This is a genomic window from Herbiconiux aconitum, assembly GCF_024979235.1.
Lineage (GTDB): Bacteria > Actinomycetota > Actinomycetes > Actinomycetales > Microbacteriaceae > Herbiconiux > Herbiconiux aconitum.
Genome location: NZ_JANLCM010000001.1, coordinates 1264240 through 1282312, shown reverse-complemented (window position 1 = coordinate 1282312; position 18073 = coordinate 1264240). Strand labels below are relative to the sequence as shown.

The window sequence follows — 18073 nt, the reverse complement described above, 5'->3', positions numbered from 1 at the left end:
GCGTACGCAAGGTATTCCGGCGAGCAATCCTTGCGACCAGGCGCGGTTCAAGGGATAGCGCGTGGTCACGCGATCCCTAGATCGGTTGCCCGCAAACCGGTCGCTATCCGTGCACGCTGAGCGACCGGCTACCGGGCGCCGGCGCCCTCCGCCCCTGACCGCGTCCCCGCCTGGGGCTTCGCATCGCGCAGCCCCAGGCCCCCGCAAACTTCCTTTCAGAGGCTGTGTATCGTTCGACTCAGACGGCCCAGCCGCTCGCTGCGATCCACGCGTCGAGGTCCTGCACGCCGGGATCGAGGGCGCGGGTCGCCGCGAAGTCGGCCGCGTAGGTGTAGGGCTCGGTGAACCACGAGAACATGGCCAGCATGTCCTCGTTGCCGTCGAGGACAGAGATCGGGAGCGCCTGGTACTCCGCGGGGAGGCCGGCAGCCTGCCCGAAGGCCGCGGCCATCTCCGATCCGGTGCGGGTGTCGCCGGCGATCTCGATCGACCGCCCGAGCCAGGCGGGGTCGAGCATGACGGCGGAGGCGACCCGGCCGATGTCGGCCGCCGCGACCGTCTGCATCGGGATGCCATCGGGCAGGGGCAGCGCGAGCACCACCAGCCCATCCTGGGCCTCGGCACGGAGGTTCTCTATGAAGAACACCGGGCGGACGATCGTGGCCGGCTGCCCGATCGATGCGATGTACTGCTCGACGCGGTATTTGCTCTCGAAGTGCGGGATGCCCGTGCCTCGCTCGGCGGCGCCGACCGAACTGTAAACGAGGTGCTGAACACCGGTGGCCTTCGCGGCGTCCGCGATGACCGTGCCGTGGCGGGTCTCGGCATCGGTCGGGCTCTCCGCGCCGCCGGTCTCCGACATGGTCGTCATGGCGAAGACGCCGTCGGCGCCGTCGAATGCGGCGCGCACGGAGGCGGGGTCATCGAGGTCGGCCGCGACGACCTCGGCGCCGGCGTCGACGAGCTCGCGCGCGGCATCCGAATCAACTCTGCGCGTGATGGCGCGGACGGTGAAGCCGTCGGCCAGGAGCGCGCGGGTCGCGGCCCCGCCCTGCTGGCCGGTCGCGCCGACGACGGCGATGGTGTGGTGTGCGTTGTCCATGGTCGTGAGAAGTGCCTTTCGAAAGAAGCGGTCGGAAGAGAGAATGTGGGTCAGTGGACGACGCGGATGTTGAACGCTTGGCCGCGGAAGGCCTGCATCATCGCGACGAACAGCAAGAAGTAGTGCTCGGCGCCGCGAGCCGACTCGATGCCGCCCAGGTCGATCTGCTGCGTGGCCGGCCAGCCGAGGTCGGCGAGGAGCCCGCTCACGAGCGCCTTGGCATCCGCGTCGTCGCCGGAGAGGAAGACGGAGGTCGGCTCGGCGACGGTCTTCGGGGCGATGGCCAGCGTGCCCGGCAGCGTGTTGAGCGACTTCACCACGCGGGTCTCCGGCAGCGCGGCCTGCAGGCGGGCACCGAGGCTGTCGTTCGGATACATCAGGGCGAACTCCGGGGTGACCGCGTTGCCGATGTCGAGGAGCACGGCGCCGGCGAGTTCGGAAGCGAGTGGGGTGAGCGTCTCGAGCGAGAACGCGGCCTGCAGGGCATTGACGACGAGGTCGGCGCCGCGGATGGCTTCCTTCGTAGCGGTGACCGGGGCAGCGAGGTCGCCGTGCGCCACCGGATCGCGGGAGCCGAAGGTGACAGTGTGGCCGGCGGCGAGGAATCCGTCGGCGAGCGTGGTGGCCATGTGGCCGGTTCCGAGGACTGCGATGTGCACGATAATGCTCCGATCGAGGTTATGCTGATGTCGTTCCAACTTGAACTACTCAGACGATACACCTAGTTCGAATTCGAATCAACTGACGGAGGAGATTCTCTGTGACCGATGCCCTCGACGAGAACGAGCTGGGCGCGTACTTCGCCCTCGTGGCCGCCGGCGACCTCATCCAGCGCGCCGTCACCACCCAGCTCGGCGAGCACGGGCTGTCGCCGCTGCAGTTCTCTGTGCTCGCGCGCCTGCTCGACGCGCCCGCCGGCCTGCGGATGAGCGAGCTCGCCGACGTGCTGGTGGTGTCGCGCAGCGGCCTGACCTACCAGATCACCCAGCTGGAGAAGTCCGGGCTCGTGGAGCGGGCGTCCTCGCCTGGCGACGACCGCGGCGTCGTGGCCACGCTCACCGCGACCGGACGCGACCGGGTGCTCGGCGCGTTCCCGGGGCACGTAGCGCTCGTGCGGGAGAACTTCCTCGACTTCTTGCAGCCCGGAGAGGCGGATGCGATCCGCGTCGCACTCGAGCGCGTCGTCGAGAGCCTACGCGGCGCCTGAGCGCAGGCTGGCGTCAAGAGTCTCTCAGCCGCAACCGACTTCAAGCGTCATCGGGGCTCGACCCGTGATGGAAGACTCGAGGATCGATCGTCGTCAGGCTTGATGTCCTCCAGCTTCTCCGAACGAAGGTGAAGCATGAGATCCATGCCTCCGGCGGATCTGTCGAATCAGCGTCGACCATGAATTCCGCACTTCCACGCTGCCACGGCTCACCGAAGGTCGACGTCGCGGGTGACGGTTCAGTCGTCAGCAATCCGGCTGAGTATCGAGCACGCGTGCGCAATGGCGCGCTGTTCATCAGGACTGAGTGCGCGGAGCTGGGTGTCCAACCAGGCGTCGCGCTGCGTCCGCGCCGCCCGGGCAAGCTCGGCACCCTCGGGAGTGGTGCTGAACAGCACCTTCCGGCGGTCGCTTGGGTCAGGGCTGCGGATGGCGTAGCCCGCCGACGTGAGCCGGTTCACGCTCTGACTCATCGATGCGGGAGCCACCTGGCCGTATTCGCTGAGCTCGGTCAAGGTCTGTGGACCGTTCTTGTGGAGCCAATTCAGTACATCCAACGGGGCGTCTCCGAGGGCGCCCTCTGGGCGCTCGGCCCGGAATCGCCGGTACAGCCGTCCGACCGTCGAGCGCACCTGAGCGCCGAGGGGGAGATCTGCCGTCGATGGTCGTCGATCCTGACTTGCATTCGCACTCATGGTTCATTAGTGTACCTAAACGAAAGTCTTTAGTAGACCTAAACATCGACCCAGCCGATCGATGGAGCATCTTTCCTCGGAGCAGCCCATGCCATCAGCCACCACCGCCGACGAGCCGGGCGTGACCAGCAAACCGTTCTCGTGGCGGTTCACCGCCCCGCTCTACATCGGATCGGCGTTGAACCCGATCAACAGCTCCATGATCGCCACCGCGCTCGTGCCGATCGCCACCGACCTCGGGGTGCCGATCGGCCAGACCGCATCCCTGGTGACAGCGCTCTATCTCGCCAGCGCGATTGCACAGCCCACGGCAGGCAAGGTGGCCGCCGTCTTCGGCGCCCGGCGGGTGTTCCTCGTCGGAATCATTCTGGTGCTCCTCGGCGGCGTGCTCGGCGGGGTGTCGCAGAACCTCGCGATGGTGTTGATCGCGCGAGTACTGATCGGTCTGGGCACGTCTTGCGCCTACCCGTCCGCGATGATGCTGATCCAACGCCGCGCCGCAGCGGCCGGCCTGGCGAAACCGCCCGGCAGCGTGCTCGGCGGCCTTCAGATCGCCGGCCTCGCCACAGCGGCGCTGGGCCTCCCGATCGGCGGTGTGCTCGTGGAGACCGCTGGATGGCGGTGGGTGTTCCTCGTCAATGTCCCGGTCGCGCTGATCGCCTTAGCCGCGGCGCTGATCTGGATTCCTCGCGATTCCTCCATCCAAACCCGCAGAAGCGTTCGTGGCGTTCTCTCCAGCATCGACCTGACCGGCATCGTCGGCTTCGGCCTTGCGATGTCTGCTCTTCTTGCCTTCGTGTTCTCGCTGCAGAATCCGAATTGGCTCCTGCTAGTGGCGGCGGTTCTTCTCTTCGCGGCATTGACGTTCTGGGAGCTGCGTGCAGCGTCACCGTTCCTCGACGTGCGTCTGCTCGTGCGCAACAGCGCCCTCACCCGCACCTACCTCCGGTACGCTCTCGTTGCTCTGTGCGTGTATGTCGTCATGTACGGCATCACCCAGTGGATGGAAGCCGCCCGCGGGATGTCCGCCCTCAGCGCGGGACTCCTCCTCTTGCCGATGAGCGTGATCTCGGGGATCGTCGTCTTCCCGATCTCCCGCCGCAACCTCGTCCGTGGCCCGGTGATCGTCGCCGCCATCGCCAGCCTTGCCGGCTCCGTGGGAGTACTGTTCCTCACTTCCAGCACCAGCATCCTGTGGATCGTGTTCATCACAGTGATCTTCGGCATCGTGCTCGGCACCGCTTCCAGCGGCAATCAACTCGCCCTCTACACCCAAGCGCCACCCGAACAGCTCGGGGTCGCATCGGGCCTGTTCCGCACCTTCGGATACATCGGCTCGATCGCGTCGTCAGCCATCACCGGGATCGTCTTCCACACCGACGCCACCGACAGTGGTGTGCACACCATCGGCCTGATCATGATCGGCGTCAGTCTCGTCGCGATTGCCTTCACGGTCTTCGATCGCACACTCCGCACCCTCAACCGCACCGAATCCCCGGCCTAGAAAGAAGCGAACACGACCATGCCCGCCAATCCCCTCGGCGTCCTCCTCCGCGCTCGACGCGCCGGACACCACACCCTCGCCTGGGCGAATCCCGATCTTCAGGCACCGGAGACCTTCACCCTCAGCAGCCCGGCATTCGCCCCCGGCGCACCGATCCCCGAACGACACCGCGGCCGCCTGCGCGGGCCCAACATCTCACCTGCCCTGGAATGGACGACACCGCCCGCGGACACGCGAGAGCTCGTGCTCATCGTGCAAGACCCCGATGTGCCCTTCGCCCGACCCGCCACCCATGCCCTCACCCTCGGCATCGACCCGACCCTGCAGAGCATCCCCGAGAACGGGCTCACCGACCCCAGCCCAATCCGGGGAATCAAACACGGCAAAGGCGGACTCGGCCGCCGCGGCTACTCAGGACCCCTCCCGATCCGCTCGCACGGGCCGCACAGCTATGCCTTCCAACTCTTCGCCCTCGACCAACCGATAGAGCTCCCCGACCGTTTCAGCCTCGCGGACACCCTCCACGCTATGACCGGACACGTCATCGCCCGAACCCGCCTCGACGGAACCTATGAAATCCGCTAGCTCGCGGCCAGCCCACCGAAAGGAGGCTCGATTCTTCTGAGCACGATCCACAGAGCAGTCAGCCGGTCAGCACCACACGGGGATGGCCATCGCTGTCTCGTGCACGGTGAGCGACTGATTTACGGGCACCCGATGCTGGCGGTATCTTGCAGTGCATGGACTCTCCTCGACCCCTTCCCAACATCGGTGCACCTGCCACCACTGCGCTGAATCAGGCAGGAATTCACGACTTGAACGACGTGGAGCAGGCCGGGCTCGATCATTTGGCGACCCTTCACGGAGTGGGACCGAAGGCGATTCGGCTCTTGCGCGCAGCACTGGACGAATGACGAATCACCGAGCACGGCGGGCGAGGGGTCTATTTCAAGGACCCCGCTGGCCACGCCATCGAGCTCATCACCAAGCCCTACCTCTAGGAAGATTCGGTCAGAAACGTCAGAGTGCACACATCGCCGATCCCAGATGACCTATCCGTCGAGGTGCGGCCGTACGAACACGGCGATGCAACCGGCACCCTCGCGGTGTTCCTAGCCGCCGTCACCGAAACTGCGTCAGCGGATTACACGAGCGAGCAGATTCAGGCGTGGGCCGATCCGGATGGGCGCGATCTTCATCGCTGGGACAAGGCAATGGCCGCGCGAAAGAGCTTCGTCGCGATTGTCAGCGGCCAGATAGCTGGGTTTTCCCAGTCTCCCGAAAAGCGAGGCGTTACATTGACAAACTTCAGGATGCGTAAGCCGCTGGTCTAGCCATCCGAACTACTGCTGCCCGCTGGGGGTCGGCTTGAGCGCACCGCCCGCCACCAAGCGATCACAGAATGCCGCCACGTAGCGATCAACTCCACAGACACCGGAGCCGAGACATGATTTCGCGACCGCCGTGGCACTCATCGCGGCGGCTAGAGAGCGAAGACCGAGGCCACGGCCCAGGGGGCGAGCAGGAGATCGATCTCGAGGGTGCCGTTCTCTGAGGCGACCAGGGTGTGGCGCTGGAGGGCGTCGCCCTGTTCGCGCAGGTAGCCGGTCTGGGCGCGCGTGAGGTTGAGGGGCTGACCGATGGCGCTCCACGCCTCGGCCGCGTCGCCGTGCCCCGGCGCGAGGATCTCGACCGCGAAGACAGCACCGGGCTCCAACCCGCCGATCGTGTGCCGGATGCGCTGCTCCGGACCCAGGCCGACCAGATCGCGCGTCGCCTCGTAAGACGTGCGCGACCCGACCGACCGGTTGCCCATCTGATCGGGGTAGTTGAAGAACACCGCCGAGACCTCTCCGGTCACGGAGTGCTGCGACACGACACCCCGCTCGGTGGAGGCGAGCAGCCGGTCACCGAGCCGGTTCAGCATGACGAAAGCGTGGAAGGTCGGCTTGTGAATGCCCTGCTCGTTCACCAGACCGAAGCCGCCGTGGAACGGGCCGAGCCCAGCCCCACCCTCCTCGAAGATGTCGGTGAAGGTCCAATAAGAGATCGAATCGGCCAGCTCCGCGGAGCGCAGATACGCCCGCGTGATGTACGTCGCCGCGAACACGGTGTCATGGATGTGGTCACGGCTCGACGGCGAACTCGACCACTCCGTGATGTGCACCTCCGCCCCCGGATAGGCGCTCCCGCCGATCAGCCGCCGCAACACCGTCAAGTCATCCGGGGTCGCATCCGCGTACCGGGTGAGACTGACCGCCTCACCATTCGCCCCGAACGCGAAATCCGTGGGATACAGGTGCGTCGAGACGAAATCGACCGGCAGCTCCCGCTCGGCGCACCACACCAAGAAGTCCTCGATCCAGACCGGGCGCCAATCGAGCGCATCCGGGTCGGTGGCCGCGGCGGTGGCGTGCTCGGCCGAGCGGTCCTCGGTCTCCCCCGCGTACCGCTCGTCGGGCACGAACACACTCGTCGACGGACCACCGACCTTGAGTCCGGGGTCGATGGCCTTGATGGCCCGCACCGTGCGGGCGTAGAGCTCGAAATACTCGGTCTTCGTGCCGGTCCAGAAATGCGGCACCAGGTTGGGTTCGTTCCAGACCTCGAACCGCCACTCCCGCACCTCGACCAGACCGTAACGCTCGATCCAGTGCTCCACCGAACGCACCACCAGCTCCACCCAACGATCCATGTCGTTCGGCGGGCTGCAATGCGCACCCCACCAGAACACGGTCTCGGTCTGAGTCGCGAGCTCCCGCGGCATGAAACCGAGCTCCACGAACGGCCGCACCCCCAGGTCGATCAAGAAGTCGAACACCTTGTCGACATAGGAGAAGGTGTGCACCGGGGTCTCGAGCGGCACATCCGGCCCGAACCCGCCACCGTACGCGCCGCGATACACGAACATGTCGTCATGGAACACGCCATGGAAACGCAGATACCGGAAACCGAGACGATCGACCGCCTCACGGAACTGCTCCTGCCAATCAGCGCGCAACGCCTCATTGGCCCGACCCGCCCCCGCGCACAGACTCCAGACATGCGGAAGAACGGTCGATTCGGTGACACGGTCATCGATCGTGATGACAGGGAACGAGGCGGATGCCATGCGGATGAACTCCTCAGAAGGTGGTGTGGGGTGGTGATCGCGAAAACTGCGGGTGGGAACGACGGTTCACACGTCGACGACGCCTGCCGAGCCGTCTGCTCGGAGAATGTCGGCGAGCCTGGTGCGGATGTCGCAGCGTTCCAACGCGAAATCGCCGGCCAACTCCGCAGCCTCCGCCGGCTCCACGCCCTCGAAGGCGCGGCCGAATTCCCCGACCATCGCTTCGGCGAGCATCACGTGACGCACGTGCCCGTGGATCCATCGTTCCGCGCCCCAGGGGTAGGGCTGGAAATCGGGGAACTCGGTGGCGAACAATTCCTCGATCGGATCGAGGATCGAGCGCACGCCCGCATCCGTCGATCCCCATGAATCGACACCGAGCCGGGCCTTCTTCGCCACGACGGGTTCGATGCGGCGGCGATACGGCGAGTCGCTGCGCGCCGTCACGAGTCCCTGCAGGCCGATGTCTTTGTAGGTCCACAGCGCCCAGCTGGCGTCGTAGCGGTCATAGATCTCCAGCTGGTCTTGCAGGAGGCGGTACCGCTCCTCGTCGCGCTGCGGATCGCCGGTGTACACCGGTCCGAATTCGCCGACCCAGATGGGGGTTCCGGTCTCGCGCATGTAGTGCGTGCGGTCGAGGAACGTCTGCTCGACCCGGTCGCGGTCGACGTACTGCCCCCGGCTGGTTCCCGGATACGGGCCACCGTCGACGAAGCCCGGGAGTGCGTAGTCGTGCGCCGTGTAGACGCAGTTCGGCATCGGGTCGCCCAGCTGGTCGAACTGCGTGGAGAAGCGGTTGCCGTCGAGGAAGAGGATGTGATCGGGATCGACCGCACGGATCGCTGCCTCCAACCGCGCGTAGAACGGCCCGATGGTCGAGCCGTCGGCATCGGCGGGTTCGTTCACGGGGTTGTAGCCGGCCACCCAGGGGTTGCCCTTGTAGTGCTCTGCCAGATGCTCCCAGAGGTTCACGACGCGGTCTTGGAAGTGCCGGTGGGTCCAGAAACTCGCCCACTGCGTGGGGTTGTCGCTGTGCCAGTGCTGGTTCTGCGCACCCGGGAGGGCGTGCAGATCGAGGATCGTGTAGATGCCGTGCCGGGCGCAGGCGTCCACCACGCGATCGAGCAGGCGGAAGCCCTCCGGCTTGATCACGAACGGCGCGTCGTCGTCTTCGAAATGACGGTAGTTGAAGGGGATGCGCAGCGAGTTCAGGCCGAGACTCTGCAGTAGCGCTGCGTCGTCGTCGGTGAAGAAGGAGTCGAGGAAGCGATCGAAGAACCTCTCGTACCCGTCCTCGCCGAGCGCTCGGCGCAGCGCTTTCCGCTGCTGGAACTCGGCACCCGGATAGCCGGTGATGAAGTTCTCCATGTTCATCCAGCCGCCCAGGCCGAAGCCCCGCAGACGCACCGTCTCCGACCCCTCGACGATGCGGGTTCCGTCGACCCTCAGCACAGCGCGATCGCCGTCCAGGACACGGCGGGCAGCGTGACGGTGATGACGCCGTCCTGCAACCGCGCGCTGGTGTTCGGGGCGGGCACGACCCGATCGGGATCGTCGAGGGTGTTGCGCGCATGGATGTCGGCGTCGTGGAGTGTCTGCGCGGTGAGTTCCGACATGCCCAGCCGGCTCGCGTCGATCTCGATGGTGATCTCCTCGGTGAGACTGCGGTTCACCAGGAACACGGATGCCGCGCCGGCGGTCTCGTCGTAGGTGGCGACCGCATCCACCACCGGCACGTCCCCATACAGCGCGGTGGGTGTGGTGGGCGAGTCCAGCTTCAGTTCGAGGGTCACACCCTGCGCCAGCCGGGAGGTGATCGCGAAGGGATGGAAGGTGGTCTGCCGCCACGCCGGCCCGCCGGGCTCGGTCATGATCGGAGCGATCACGTTCACCAGCTGCGCAAGGCTCGCGGCCGTCACCCGGTCGGCGTGGCGCAGGAGCGAGATCAACAGACCCCCGAAGACCACGGCGTCAAGGACGGAGTAGGAGTCTTCGAGCAGGCGTGGAGCCTTGGGCCAGCTGGTCACGTCGGTGATCCTGTCGACGTCGACATAGCGCGACACGTACCAGACGTTCCACTCGTCGAAGGAAAGATTGATGGTCTTCTCGCTGCGGCGGAGTGCCTTGACATGATCGGCGGTGGCGACGACCGAGTCGATGAACCGGTCCATGTTCACGGCCGAGGCCAGGAAGCTCGACAGGTCTCCGTCCACCGGTTCGTAGTAGACGTGGCAGGAGATGAAGTCGACGTCGTCGTAGGTCTCCTCAAGCACGATCCGCTCCCACTCGCCGAAGGTGGGCATGTTCGCGCCGGAACTTCCGCACACCACGAGCTCGAGATCGGGGTCGAGCTGGCGCATCGCCCGCGCGGTCTTCCCGGCCAACTGGGCGTAGTCCTGCGCGGTGCCGTGACCGAGCTGCCACGGGCCGTCCATCTCGTTGCCCAGACACCAGATGCGGATGTCGTGCGGCTCGATCGTGCCATTGGTGATCCGCTGATCGGACAGCGCGGTTCCGGAGTGGATGTTCGCGTACTCGAGCACGTCGAGTGCCTCCTGCACCCCCCGGGTGCCGAGGTTCACGGCGTACATGATCTCGCTGCCCACCGCCTTCGACCAGCGCGCGAACTCATCCAGACCGATCTCGTTGGTCTCCACGGAGTGCCAGGCCAGGTCGAGGCGACGTGGTCGCTCTTCGCGCGGACCGACCCCGTCTTCCCAGCGGTAGCCGGAGACGAAGTTGCCCCCCGGATAGCGGATGGCCGAGACCCCGAGTTCCCGCACCAAATCCATCACATCGGTGCGGAATCCATCCTCGCCCGCCGTCGGATGGCCCGGTTCGTAGATGCCGTCATACACACACCGCCCGAGGTGCTCCACGAAACTGCCGAACACGCGGCGATCGATGCGACCCACCACGAAATGAGGGTCGAGGGTCAGATGGGCTTGAGTCATGATGCCTCCATGGTGAGTGTGGGTTCGGACGACGGAATTTCGTGTAGGGGCGCCGGTGGCGAATACGGGAGGTCGGTCTCCACGTAGTGCGTTGCCAAAGCGGCCGGATCCTGCCCGACGCGCAGGGGAAGCATGCGGTACAGGAGGCTGTACGGCCCTTTGGCCGGCGTGTTGCTGTACTTGTCCGGGCGCGTCAGCAGGTCCCAGTTGCCGCCCAGGAGGCCTTCCTGCGCAGCGTCGACGCGCACGACGGTCCGCCACGATTCCGGCACCTCGTGCCAGTGACGGTGTCCGGACAGTTCAGCTGGACTGTTCGGTTGGGCGTTGAGGTGCATGCTTCCTCCAGCCACCAGCAGCACCCCCCTACCGGCATCGTCGGTGAGAGCGGCCCAGCGGGTGTCGGCCTTGTTCCCACTCTCCTGCGGCCGGCTGTATCGGGTGACCTGATCCGCGACCGTTCCCGAGTAGCGTCCGAAGAATGCCGAACTCCGCCGGTCAGCGGTCGACTCCCATGGGCCTCGGCCGTACCATTCGATGGTCGCGAACTCGGGCCGGAGCCCGAATGTCGTCCCGACGACCTGCGGGTTGGGGGTGCCGGGCACCGGCTCGAAGGTCGACAGCACATCCACCTGCCCGTTGCCGTAGATCGTGTAGACGATCGACTGAGGCGACGTCGTGATGCGGTCGCTGGGACGGAACGGGATCGTGGTGGTGACGCTTCCGCGCACAGTCACCCTGACCCCACCCGGGACGGACGACGATTCGATCTCGCTGACAGCCCAGTCTTCACCGACGCCGCGCCACGGCCCCGAGGGCTCCGGCAGGGTCGCTCTGAATTCGGGTATCGACAGCTCCGGATCATTCGGGGCACGCCAGTAGTTCGGCATCAGGTCGCTTGCCAGCATTTCGCGGTCGTCATATCGCAACGACGTCAGCCGGCCGGTGGAGCGGTCGATCCTCACCGCGTAGCCGACGCCCGCGACCTCGATCATCTCGTCGGTCTGGCGGACGTTCGGCGAGGCCAGCTCCGCCGACGGAATGGGGGAGAGGGTGGGAGCAACGACGGGAAGTGCGACTTGTGCCCTGGCTACGATGTGGCCTGCTTCCGCCCACGACGTAGGAGTGTCGAGAACGATCGAGAGCTCCAGCCGGTATTCGGAACCGGCCCGCAGCTGCTCCGGCAGCGAGCACGGAAGTGTGATCTCAGCACTCTGCAAAGGTGCTACCGAGAGCTGATCGCCAGGGATCGTTCCGCTGGTGATCGCGTGTCCGTCTTCCGTGATCGCCCAGTGCAGTCTGTGCCCGTCCAAACTCGTGAACAGGTACTCATTCGTGAGCCTGATGGTCCAGGTGTCCAGGTCTACCGGGGTGATGGTCACGGGTTGGTAGGCCAGCTTGGCCTCCTCCAGCTTCGGTGTCGGCGTACGGTCGGAAAGCAGCAGGCCACTCATGTGTGCGCCTTCTTCGTTGGGATCGTCGCCCCAATCACCGCCGTAGGCGAGGAATTCCGCGCCTTGCCGCCCTGGGATCTCCCACCACAGCCCCTTGTCGGCCCAGTCCCAGAGAAAGCCACCCAGTACCTGACCCGGATTGTCACGGATGGCCGCCCAGTGTTCATCCAAGTAGCCAGACGTGTTCCCCTGGCTGAACGCGTACTCGACGAGCAGGTAGGGCCGCGGATCGCGACCCGCCCGGTCGATCAGCTCGGCGACCGGCGGGTAGAAGTCACCGTCGAAATCAGAGATGTCGGAGGGCACGACCGGCGAGCCGGAGCCGTTCGGATCCTGATAGCTCACCGGGCGGGTCGGATCGTACCCCTTGGCCCAGTCGTACATGGCCTTCAGGTTCGAGCCGACTCCCGACTCGTTGCCGATCGACCAGGCGATCACGCACGCGTGGTTCTTGTCCCGGTCGACCAGGTTCCGCATCCGCCACAGCAGCGGCGCCCGGAGTTCGGGGCGATCGCCCGGGATGTTGGGTCGCCCGTCAGCGTCGACGCGGTTGATGTGGGTCTCGTTGTTCGCCTCGTCGAACACGTACAGCCCGTACTCGTCGGCGAGTTCGTACCACCGCGGGTCGTTCGGATAGTGGGACGTGCGCACGGCGTTGATGTTGCTCTGCTTCATCAGAGTGATATCAGCGATCATGTCGGCCGAGCTGAGGGTGCGACCGGTTCGCGGATTCCACTCGTGTCGGTTGACCCCTCGAAGAGAGAGTGGCTGCCCGTTGATCAGGTACACGCCGTCGACGATCTCGACTCGGCGGAAGCCGACGCGGGTGGATACGCGGTCCACGACCGACGCATTCGCGTCGCAGAGCTCGACGACCAGTGTGTACAACTCCGGGCGCTCGGCAGACCAGAGACGAGGCGACGCCACCGGCTCCGTCAGCGTCGCGGATGCGTCTCGGCCGGGAGCCACCAGTTCGACCGGCGCGGATCGTGACCAGACGTCGACCGCCCCGGCATCCGTTCCATCGAAGAGCGTCGCCCGCACCTGGAAGTGCTCCCCGGTGCGCGTGCCGGCGGAGTCGCGCACGTCGACGCTCAGCTCGAGAGCCGCTTCGGTGAAATCGTCGGCGAGCGACGTTCTGACGGTGAAGTCCCGGATGAGCACCGGCGGGCGAGAGAGCAGAAGCACACTGCGGAAGATGCCCGAGAGCCGCACATTGTCCTGGTTCTCCAGGTAGGAACCTGTTGACCACCGGTACACCTCGACGGCCAGCAGGTTGCGCCCGCTGTGCAGGTACGGGGTCAGGTCGAATTCGCCACGGGTATAGCTGTCTTCGCGGTATCCGATGCGCTGGCCGTTGATCCAGACGTAATACGCCGACTCCACGCCTTCGAATTGGATGAACGTCTGTCGGCCGGCCCAGCCGTCAGGGAGCTCGAATGTCATCCGATACTGTCCGACCGGGTTGTAGCGCGTCGGGGCGTGCGGGTAGTCGCCGGTGGGAGCGGGTTGTTCGTTCTTGCCGTTCTCGCCGGTCCACGGCAGCACGGTGTTGACTCCGATCGGGTAGTCGTACCCGTGCAGTTGCCAGCTCGAGGGAACCGGGAGCACGTCCCAGCCCGAATCGTCCGTGTTCACCTCTGCGAAATCGGGGAGCCGCGACTCGGGGTTCGGTGACCACCGGAACTTCCAGTCTCCGTCGAGACTGACCCGGAAGACCGATGCCGAGCGATCGGCCCGCACCGCTTGCGCCCGTGTGTCGTACGTCACGAGAGTGGCATGAGCGGGTTCACTCCCCCACTCGTGGACGGCGGGGTCGTTCCAGTCGGGCGTCGCTGTCATTGTCTCCTCTAATCCGGTCAGGTGTTCAGGTGTGGCTGCTCAGGGCGCTTCTCAGCGCAGACCGATCGTGAGCAGCAGGTTGCCGTACAGGCGTTCGTCTCCGGTGGCGATGACGACGCCGACATCCGAAGAGCGCACCCGGTCGTAGAACGCGAACCGGTCGACCTTCTCCATCGGCACGTCGCCGCCGAGCCTCCGTGCATACTCGTCCTGCGCCGGGGCAGAGACCTCGGGCGGAGTCTGCATGACGGTTGCCGATTCGATATTGACGACGGTGAGCACGGCGTCGAGCACCGACGTGACGTCGAGGAGCCCGGGACGCAGATTGAGATGGATCAGGCGCACGCCTGGTCCGGTGGCGGTCAGGTACGGGTAGTTCCCGTCGGCGATGAGCACCCCGGAGCCGTGGCCCGACGAAGCGAGCGCCTCCAGGAGCGGAGGATGGACGAGCGGGCCGGTGATCATGCGGACACATCCGCTGCTACGCGGCCGGCCGCGCGATCTGCGGCGTAGCCGTCCCAGCTGGGGATCGTGCCGTCGACGTCCCACAGGTCGAGCCAGCTGCCGGCACCCGGCCACAGGAACACCTGGCCCTTGATGAGGCGGTTGTTCTGGTCCGCCGATCGCAGCTCCTCGAGTTCGGCGGGCGTCAACGGGTCCTCCGTCACCGCCCGCAGGTTGGCGACGTACTGCGACTGCTTGACCGAGAACGGGATCGGGACTTGTCCGCGCTGGACCGCCCACTTCAGGCAGATCATCGCCGGATGCACCCCGTGCGCGCGTGCGATCGACACCACGACAGGATGCTCCATGTCCGAGACGTCCGAGACGATGCGGTCGCGTTCGGGTCGCGACGGCGAGCCCAGGGGAGAGTAGCCCACCGGCTGGATTCCATGATCGAGGCAGAACCGGAAGAGCTCGGGCTGTTGGAAGCACGGGTGCAGTTCCATCTCGCTCAGCGCCGGGCGGATCCGCGCATCGGCAAGGATCGCCGTCAGCTTGGGGATCGTGACGTTCGAGGTGCCGAGGTGCCGCACGACTCCCTCGTCGACGAGGCCCTCCAGCGCGTGCCAGAGCGCCATGAACTCCTCGTGGATGTACGGGCGTGCATCAGCGTCGCGGTCGGCCGCGTCGGCGAACGGTGCATGGTGGTTGGGGAACGGCCAGTGCACGAACACCGCGTCGATCACGTCGAGTCCGAGGTCGCGCAGCGACCGACGCACCGAGGCGATCGCTGCATCCGGCTCGTGCGCGTCGTTCCACACCTTCGTCATGACGAAGAGTTGGTCGCGGGGGACACCGCCGGCGATCGCCTCCCGAAGCACGGCACCGACCTCCGCCTCGTTGCCGTACACCGACGCGCAGTCGATCAGACGGTAGCCGGCCCGGATCGCGCCGCCGACCGCCGCGGCCACCTCTTCCGCCCCATAGCGGTCGGACCCGAAGGTCCCCATCCCGATCGCGGGCATCACTGCCCCGCTCGCGAGGCGCCGGGTCGGCACGCTGTCGATCTTGATCATGTCTGTTCTCCGTTTCGTTAAGTTCAGGGGTGCCGGCGGACGGGCGCTTCAGTGGAGCCGCACCATCGCCTTGACGACGTCGCCACGATCGATGGCGTCGAAGGCAGCGCCGATATCGGGAAGGTCGACGCGCAGCGTGACGAACGAATCGACGTCGAGGTAGCCCGACTGCACGAGTCGCAGGATGCCGGGCAGTACGGCGGTCTCCTGGGTCGACGCGACACGGAGCGTCACATCTCTCGGTGCCGCCATCAGGTCGAGCTCTGCGGTGCCCGCGGGGGCGCTGTACACGACGAGCCGGCCGCCGGAACGAAGCCAGCCGTACTCGATGTCCACCATCGAGGATTGGCCGGACGCCTCGAACACGATGTCGGCGTCATGGCGCCGCGCGAGCTCACCGGCGGCATCGTCGGCGAGCAAGGTCTCCGTTGCTCCGGCACGTGCCGCCTGTTCGAGGCGCTCGGCCCGGCGCCCCACGCCGATGACCTGCGAAGCGCCGAGGAGCGATGCGTAGCGCATGAGAGAGAGCCCCGCGACGCCCGTGCCCACCACGACGACCGTCGCACCCAACAGATCCTCCCGGCAGGCGACGCTGAATGTCTCGCTCAGACTGATCGCGAGGGCGGCGCTCAGCGGATCGGAGCCGGCGTCGAGCCGCACCCAGGGCACCGGGGCTGGCACCAGCCCCTGGTCTTCGGCCTCCGACCGGGCGTCGTGCACCACGCCCCGCTCGGCGAACCCGCCCCAGTGCATCGCGAGGGGCGCCGACCCGGCGCTGTAGGCAGCGGGCCGCGTGACCAGGTCGCCGACCGCCAGCCCCCGCACCCCTGAACCGACCGCCGACACACGGCCGACCGACTCGTGGCCGAGGATGCTGGGGTAGGAGACACCGCCACGGAAGGTGCCGTCGCGCAGCATCCTGTCCGTGCTCGAACACACGCCGCACCAGAGCATCTCGACCTCGGCGTCGTAGTCGCCGATCCGCGGATCGGGCACCTCGACCACCGATCCGCGACCGGGTCCGTCCATCACGAAGGCACGCATCGCCGCTACAGGTTCAGGCCGTGGAAGAAGTCGATGCGCGTTTCGGCAGCCTCCGGGGCCAACTCGATCCGCACCACGGCGCCGCCGGGGCCCGCCAGCTCGGAGGCGGGCAGCACGACCTCCAGGTGCTCGCCCGTACGGGTCCACTCCGACTGCTCCCGCGAACCCAGGACCCGCACATCGATGATCGGTCGGTCGACGAGCCGGCTGTCCGAGCCGAAGCTGCGGATCCGCATGCGGCCGTCCTGCGGACGGACGAGCCCGATCCCGTAGACGTAATCGTGGCCGACCTCGGTCATCCTGGTGAAGCGGATGTCCTCCGCGGTGTAAACGGCCGCTGCAGCGTCGGTGAACGAGCCGGCGGTGGCAGCCGTGGGCCCCTCGCCGAACACGACCCACGGGCTGGAGCCGTAGATCGCTTCGCCGTGTACGGCCAACCAGTCGCCGACCGCCTCCAGCAATGCGGCCTCCTCCTCGGGGATGGTTCCGTCGGCGCGGGGACCGATGTTGAGCAGCAGGTTCCCGTTCTTGGAGACCACGTCGACGAGTTCCTGGATGAGCTCGGAGGCGTCCTTGTAGTCCTGCCCCTCCACCCAGCCCCACGACGTCCGCGACACCGACGTGCCGTTCCGCCAGGCATCGGACTGGATACCGGCCATCGTGCCCCGCTCGATGTCGAACATCGCGGAACCGGGCGCGAACGAGTCCCACTTGTAGTTGATGACGACGTCGCGCCCCCACTCGACCGCCCGGTTGTAGTAGTACGCGGCGACCCTGCGGATGTAGGGCTCGAACGACGGCTCCTCGATTCCGGTGTCGAAGGAGAGGATCTGGGGCCGGTAGGAGTCGATGATCTCGACTGTGCGCAGCAGCCAGTCCTCCAGGAACCTCTCGGTGGGGGTCATCTCCTTGCGGAGCGCTGGGCCGTACAAATCGGCGTAGGCGGGATCGCGGACATCGGAGTCGAACTCCGCTCCCCCGTTCATGAAGAACCAATGCTCCGCCCGGTGAGTCGACGCGCCGGCAATCAACCAGGCCTGGTCGACCGCCGCCAGGAGGTCTCCCATCACGTCGCGCTCTGGGCCCACCTGGGTCACCTTCCAGCGTGAGCGTGCGGTGTCGTACATGGCGTAGCCGTCGTGGTGCTCGGCGACCGGGACGACGAACTGCGCGCCCGCGCGCTTGAACAACGCCACCCACGCCTGCGGGTCGTACTTCTCCATGCGGAAATGGGGAAGGAAGTCCTTATAGCCGAAGCGGTCGTGCGGTCCGTACGTGGCCACGTGGTGGTCGAACGTGGGAGTTCCGCGCCGGTACATCGTGCGCGGGTACCACTCGTTGCCGAATGCCGGAACCGAGAAGGCTCCCCAGTGCAAGGAAATTCCGAACTTGGCATCGCGGTACCACTGCGGAGCGCGATAGCGAGACAGCGACTCCCAGGTGGCGTCGTACGGCCCGGCTTCGATGACAGCATCGACCAGCGCGAGCGCTGGACGGTTGTCCGACACGTCAACCGGTGCCAGAAGGGTCGTGGGGTCAAGGGGTTCGAGGTTCACGTGTATTCCGTCCTTTGCGGCTCAACGGCCGCCGAAGGCGCCCGCGCCGATCGCGGTCACCAATTGTCTCTGGGCTCTCATCGCCG

Annotated in this window: 15 protein-coding genes; 4 read left to right on the top strand and 11 right to left on the bottom strand. The window is 66.4% G+C overall.

The features are described 5' to 3' along the window. Nucleotides 1-238 precede the first annotated feature (238 nt). Together N1027_RS05855 and N1027_RS05850 are read right to left on the bottom strand one after the other, a co-directional pair. Entirely contained in the window at nucleotides 239-1102 is an 864-nt protein-coding gene (locus tag N1027_RS05855) for an NmrA/HSCARG family protein (RefSeq protein ID WP_259506090.1), read from the bottom strand. A gap of 50 nt (nucleotides 1103-1152) precedes the next feature. Next, nucleotides 1153-1761, bottom strand: coding sequence for an NADPH-dependent F420 reductase (locus tag N1027_RS05850; RefSeq protein ID WP_259506089.1), 609 nt, complete (start codon nucleotides 1759-1761; stop codon nucleotides 1153-1155). A gap of 101 nt (nucleotides 1762-1862) precedes the next feature. On the opposite strand from N1027_RS05850, the gene N1027_RS05845 reads away from it, so the two are divergent. Next, nucleotides 1863-2309: a MarR family winged helix-turn-helix transcriptional regulator gene (locus N1027_RS05845; RefSeq protein ID WP_259506088.1), complete on the top strand. Its 447-nt coding sequence runs from the start codon at nucleotides 1863-1865 to the stop codon at nucleotides 2307-2309. Between the two features lie 239 nt (nucleotides 2310-2548). Here N1027_RS05845 and N1027_RS05840 read toward each other — a convergent pair whose 3' ends face one another. After that, entirely contained in the window at nucleotides 2549-3004 is a 456-nt protein-coding gene (locus tag N1027_RS05840) for a MarR family winged helix-turn-helix transcriptional regulator (protein WP_259506087.1), read from the bottom strand. Between the two features lie 88 nt (nucleotides 3005-3092). On the opposite strand from N1027_RS05840, the gene N1027_RS05835 reads away from it, so the two are divergent. The 3 genes from N1027_RS05835 to N1027_RS05825 all read left to right on the top strand — a co-directional run bounded on the left by N1027_RS05835 (nucleotide 3093) and on the right by N1027_RS05825 (nucleotide 5842). Continuing rightward, nucleotides 3093-4508 (top strand): MFS transporter, encoded by a 1416-nt coding sequence (locus tag N1027_RS05835; protein ID WP_259506086.1) that lies wholly within the window; start codon nucleotides 3093-3095, stop codon nucleotides 4506-4508. Nucleotides 4509-4526: 18 nt separating this feature from the next. Beyond that, nucleotides 4527-5093: a YbhB/YbcL family Raf kinase inhibitor-like protein gene (locus tag N1027_RS05830; RefSeq protein ID WP_259506085.1), complete on the top strand. Its 567-nt coding sequence runs from the start codon at nucleotides 4527-4529 to the stop codon at nucleotides 5091-5093. A gap of 440 nt (nucleotides 5094-5533) precedes the next feature. Next, nucleotides 5534-5842, top strand: coding sequence for a GNAT family protein (locus N1027_RS05825; protein WP_259506084.1), 309 nt, complete (start codon nucleotides 5534-5536; stop codon nucleotides 5840-5842). A 149-nt stretch (nucleotides 5843-5991) separates the two neighbouring features. Here N1027_RS05825 and N1027_RS05820 read toward each other — a convergent pair whose 3' ends face one another. From N1027_RS05820 to N1027_RS05785, 8 genes are all read right to left on the bottom strand, one after another. Continuing rightward, nucleotides 5992-7620, bottom strand: a complete 1629-nt coding sequence (locus N1027_RS05820; RefSeq protein ID WP_259506083.1) for a GH39 family glycosyl hydrolase — start codon at nucleotides 7618-7620, stop codon at nucleotides 5992-5994. A gap of 66 nt (nucleotides 7621-7686) precedes the next feature. Then, nucleotides 7687-9072 (bottom strand): glycoside hydrolase family 5 protein, encoded by a 1386-nt coding sequence (locus N1027_RS05815; protein WP_259506081.1) that lies wholly within the window; start codon nucleotides 9070-9072, stop codon nucleotides 7687-7689. After that, complete coding sequence (gene arfA, locus N1027_RS05810; protein ID WP_259506079.1) at nucleotides 9066-10574, bottom strand: arabinosylfuranosidase ArfA; 1509 nt, start codon at nucleotides 10572-10574, stop codon at nucleotides 9066-9068. The genes N1027_RS05815 and arfA overlap by 7 nt, the downstream gene beginning before the upstream one ends. Then, on the bottom strand, nucleotides 10571-13867 hold the full coding sequence (locus N1027_RS05805; RefSeq protein ID WP_259506077.1) for a glycoside hydrolase family 2 TIM barrel-domain containing protein: 3297 nt from the start codon (nucleotides 13865-13867) through the stop codon (nucleotides 10571-10573). The genes arfA and N1027_RS05805 overlap by 4 nt, the downstream gene beginning before the upstream one ends. A 51-nt stretch (nucleotides 13868-13918) precedes the next feature. Next, nucleotides 13919-14332, bottom strand: coding sequence for an RbsD/FucU family protein (locus tag N1027_RS05800; protein ID WP_259506075.1), 414 nt, complete (start codon nucleotides 14330-14332; stop codon nucleotides 13919-13921). Next, on the bottom strand, nucleotides 14329-15387 hold the full coding sequence (locus N1027_RS05795) for an aldo/keto reductase (protein WP_259506071.1): 1059 nt from the start codon (nucleotides 15385-15387) through the stop codon (nucleotides 14329-14331). The genes N1027_RS05800 and N1027_RS05795 overlap by 4 nt, the downstream gene beginning before the upstream one ends. 48 nt (nucleotides 15388-15435) lie before the next feature. Continuing rightward, nucleotides 15436-16431, bottom strand: a complete 996-nt coding sequence (locus N1027_RS05790) for a zinc-binding dehydrogenase (RefSeq protein WP_259506069.1) — start codon at nucleotides 16429-16431, stop codon at nucleotides 15436-15438. A gap of 5 nt (nucleotides 16432-16436) precedes the next feature. Next, nucleotides 16437-17987: an alpha-L-fucosidase gene (locus tag N1027_RS05785; RefSeq protein WP_259506068.1), complete on the bottom strand. Its 1551-nt coding sequence runs from the start codon at nucleotides 17985-17987 to the stop codon at nucleotides 16437-16439. Nucleotides 17988-18073: the final 86 nt, after the last annotated feature.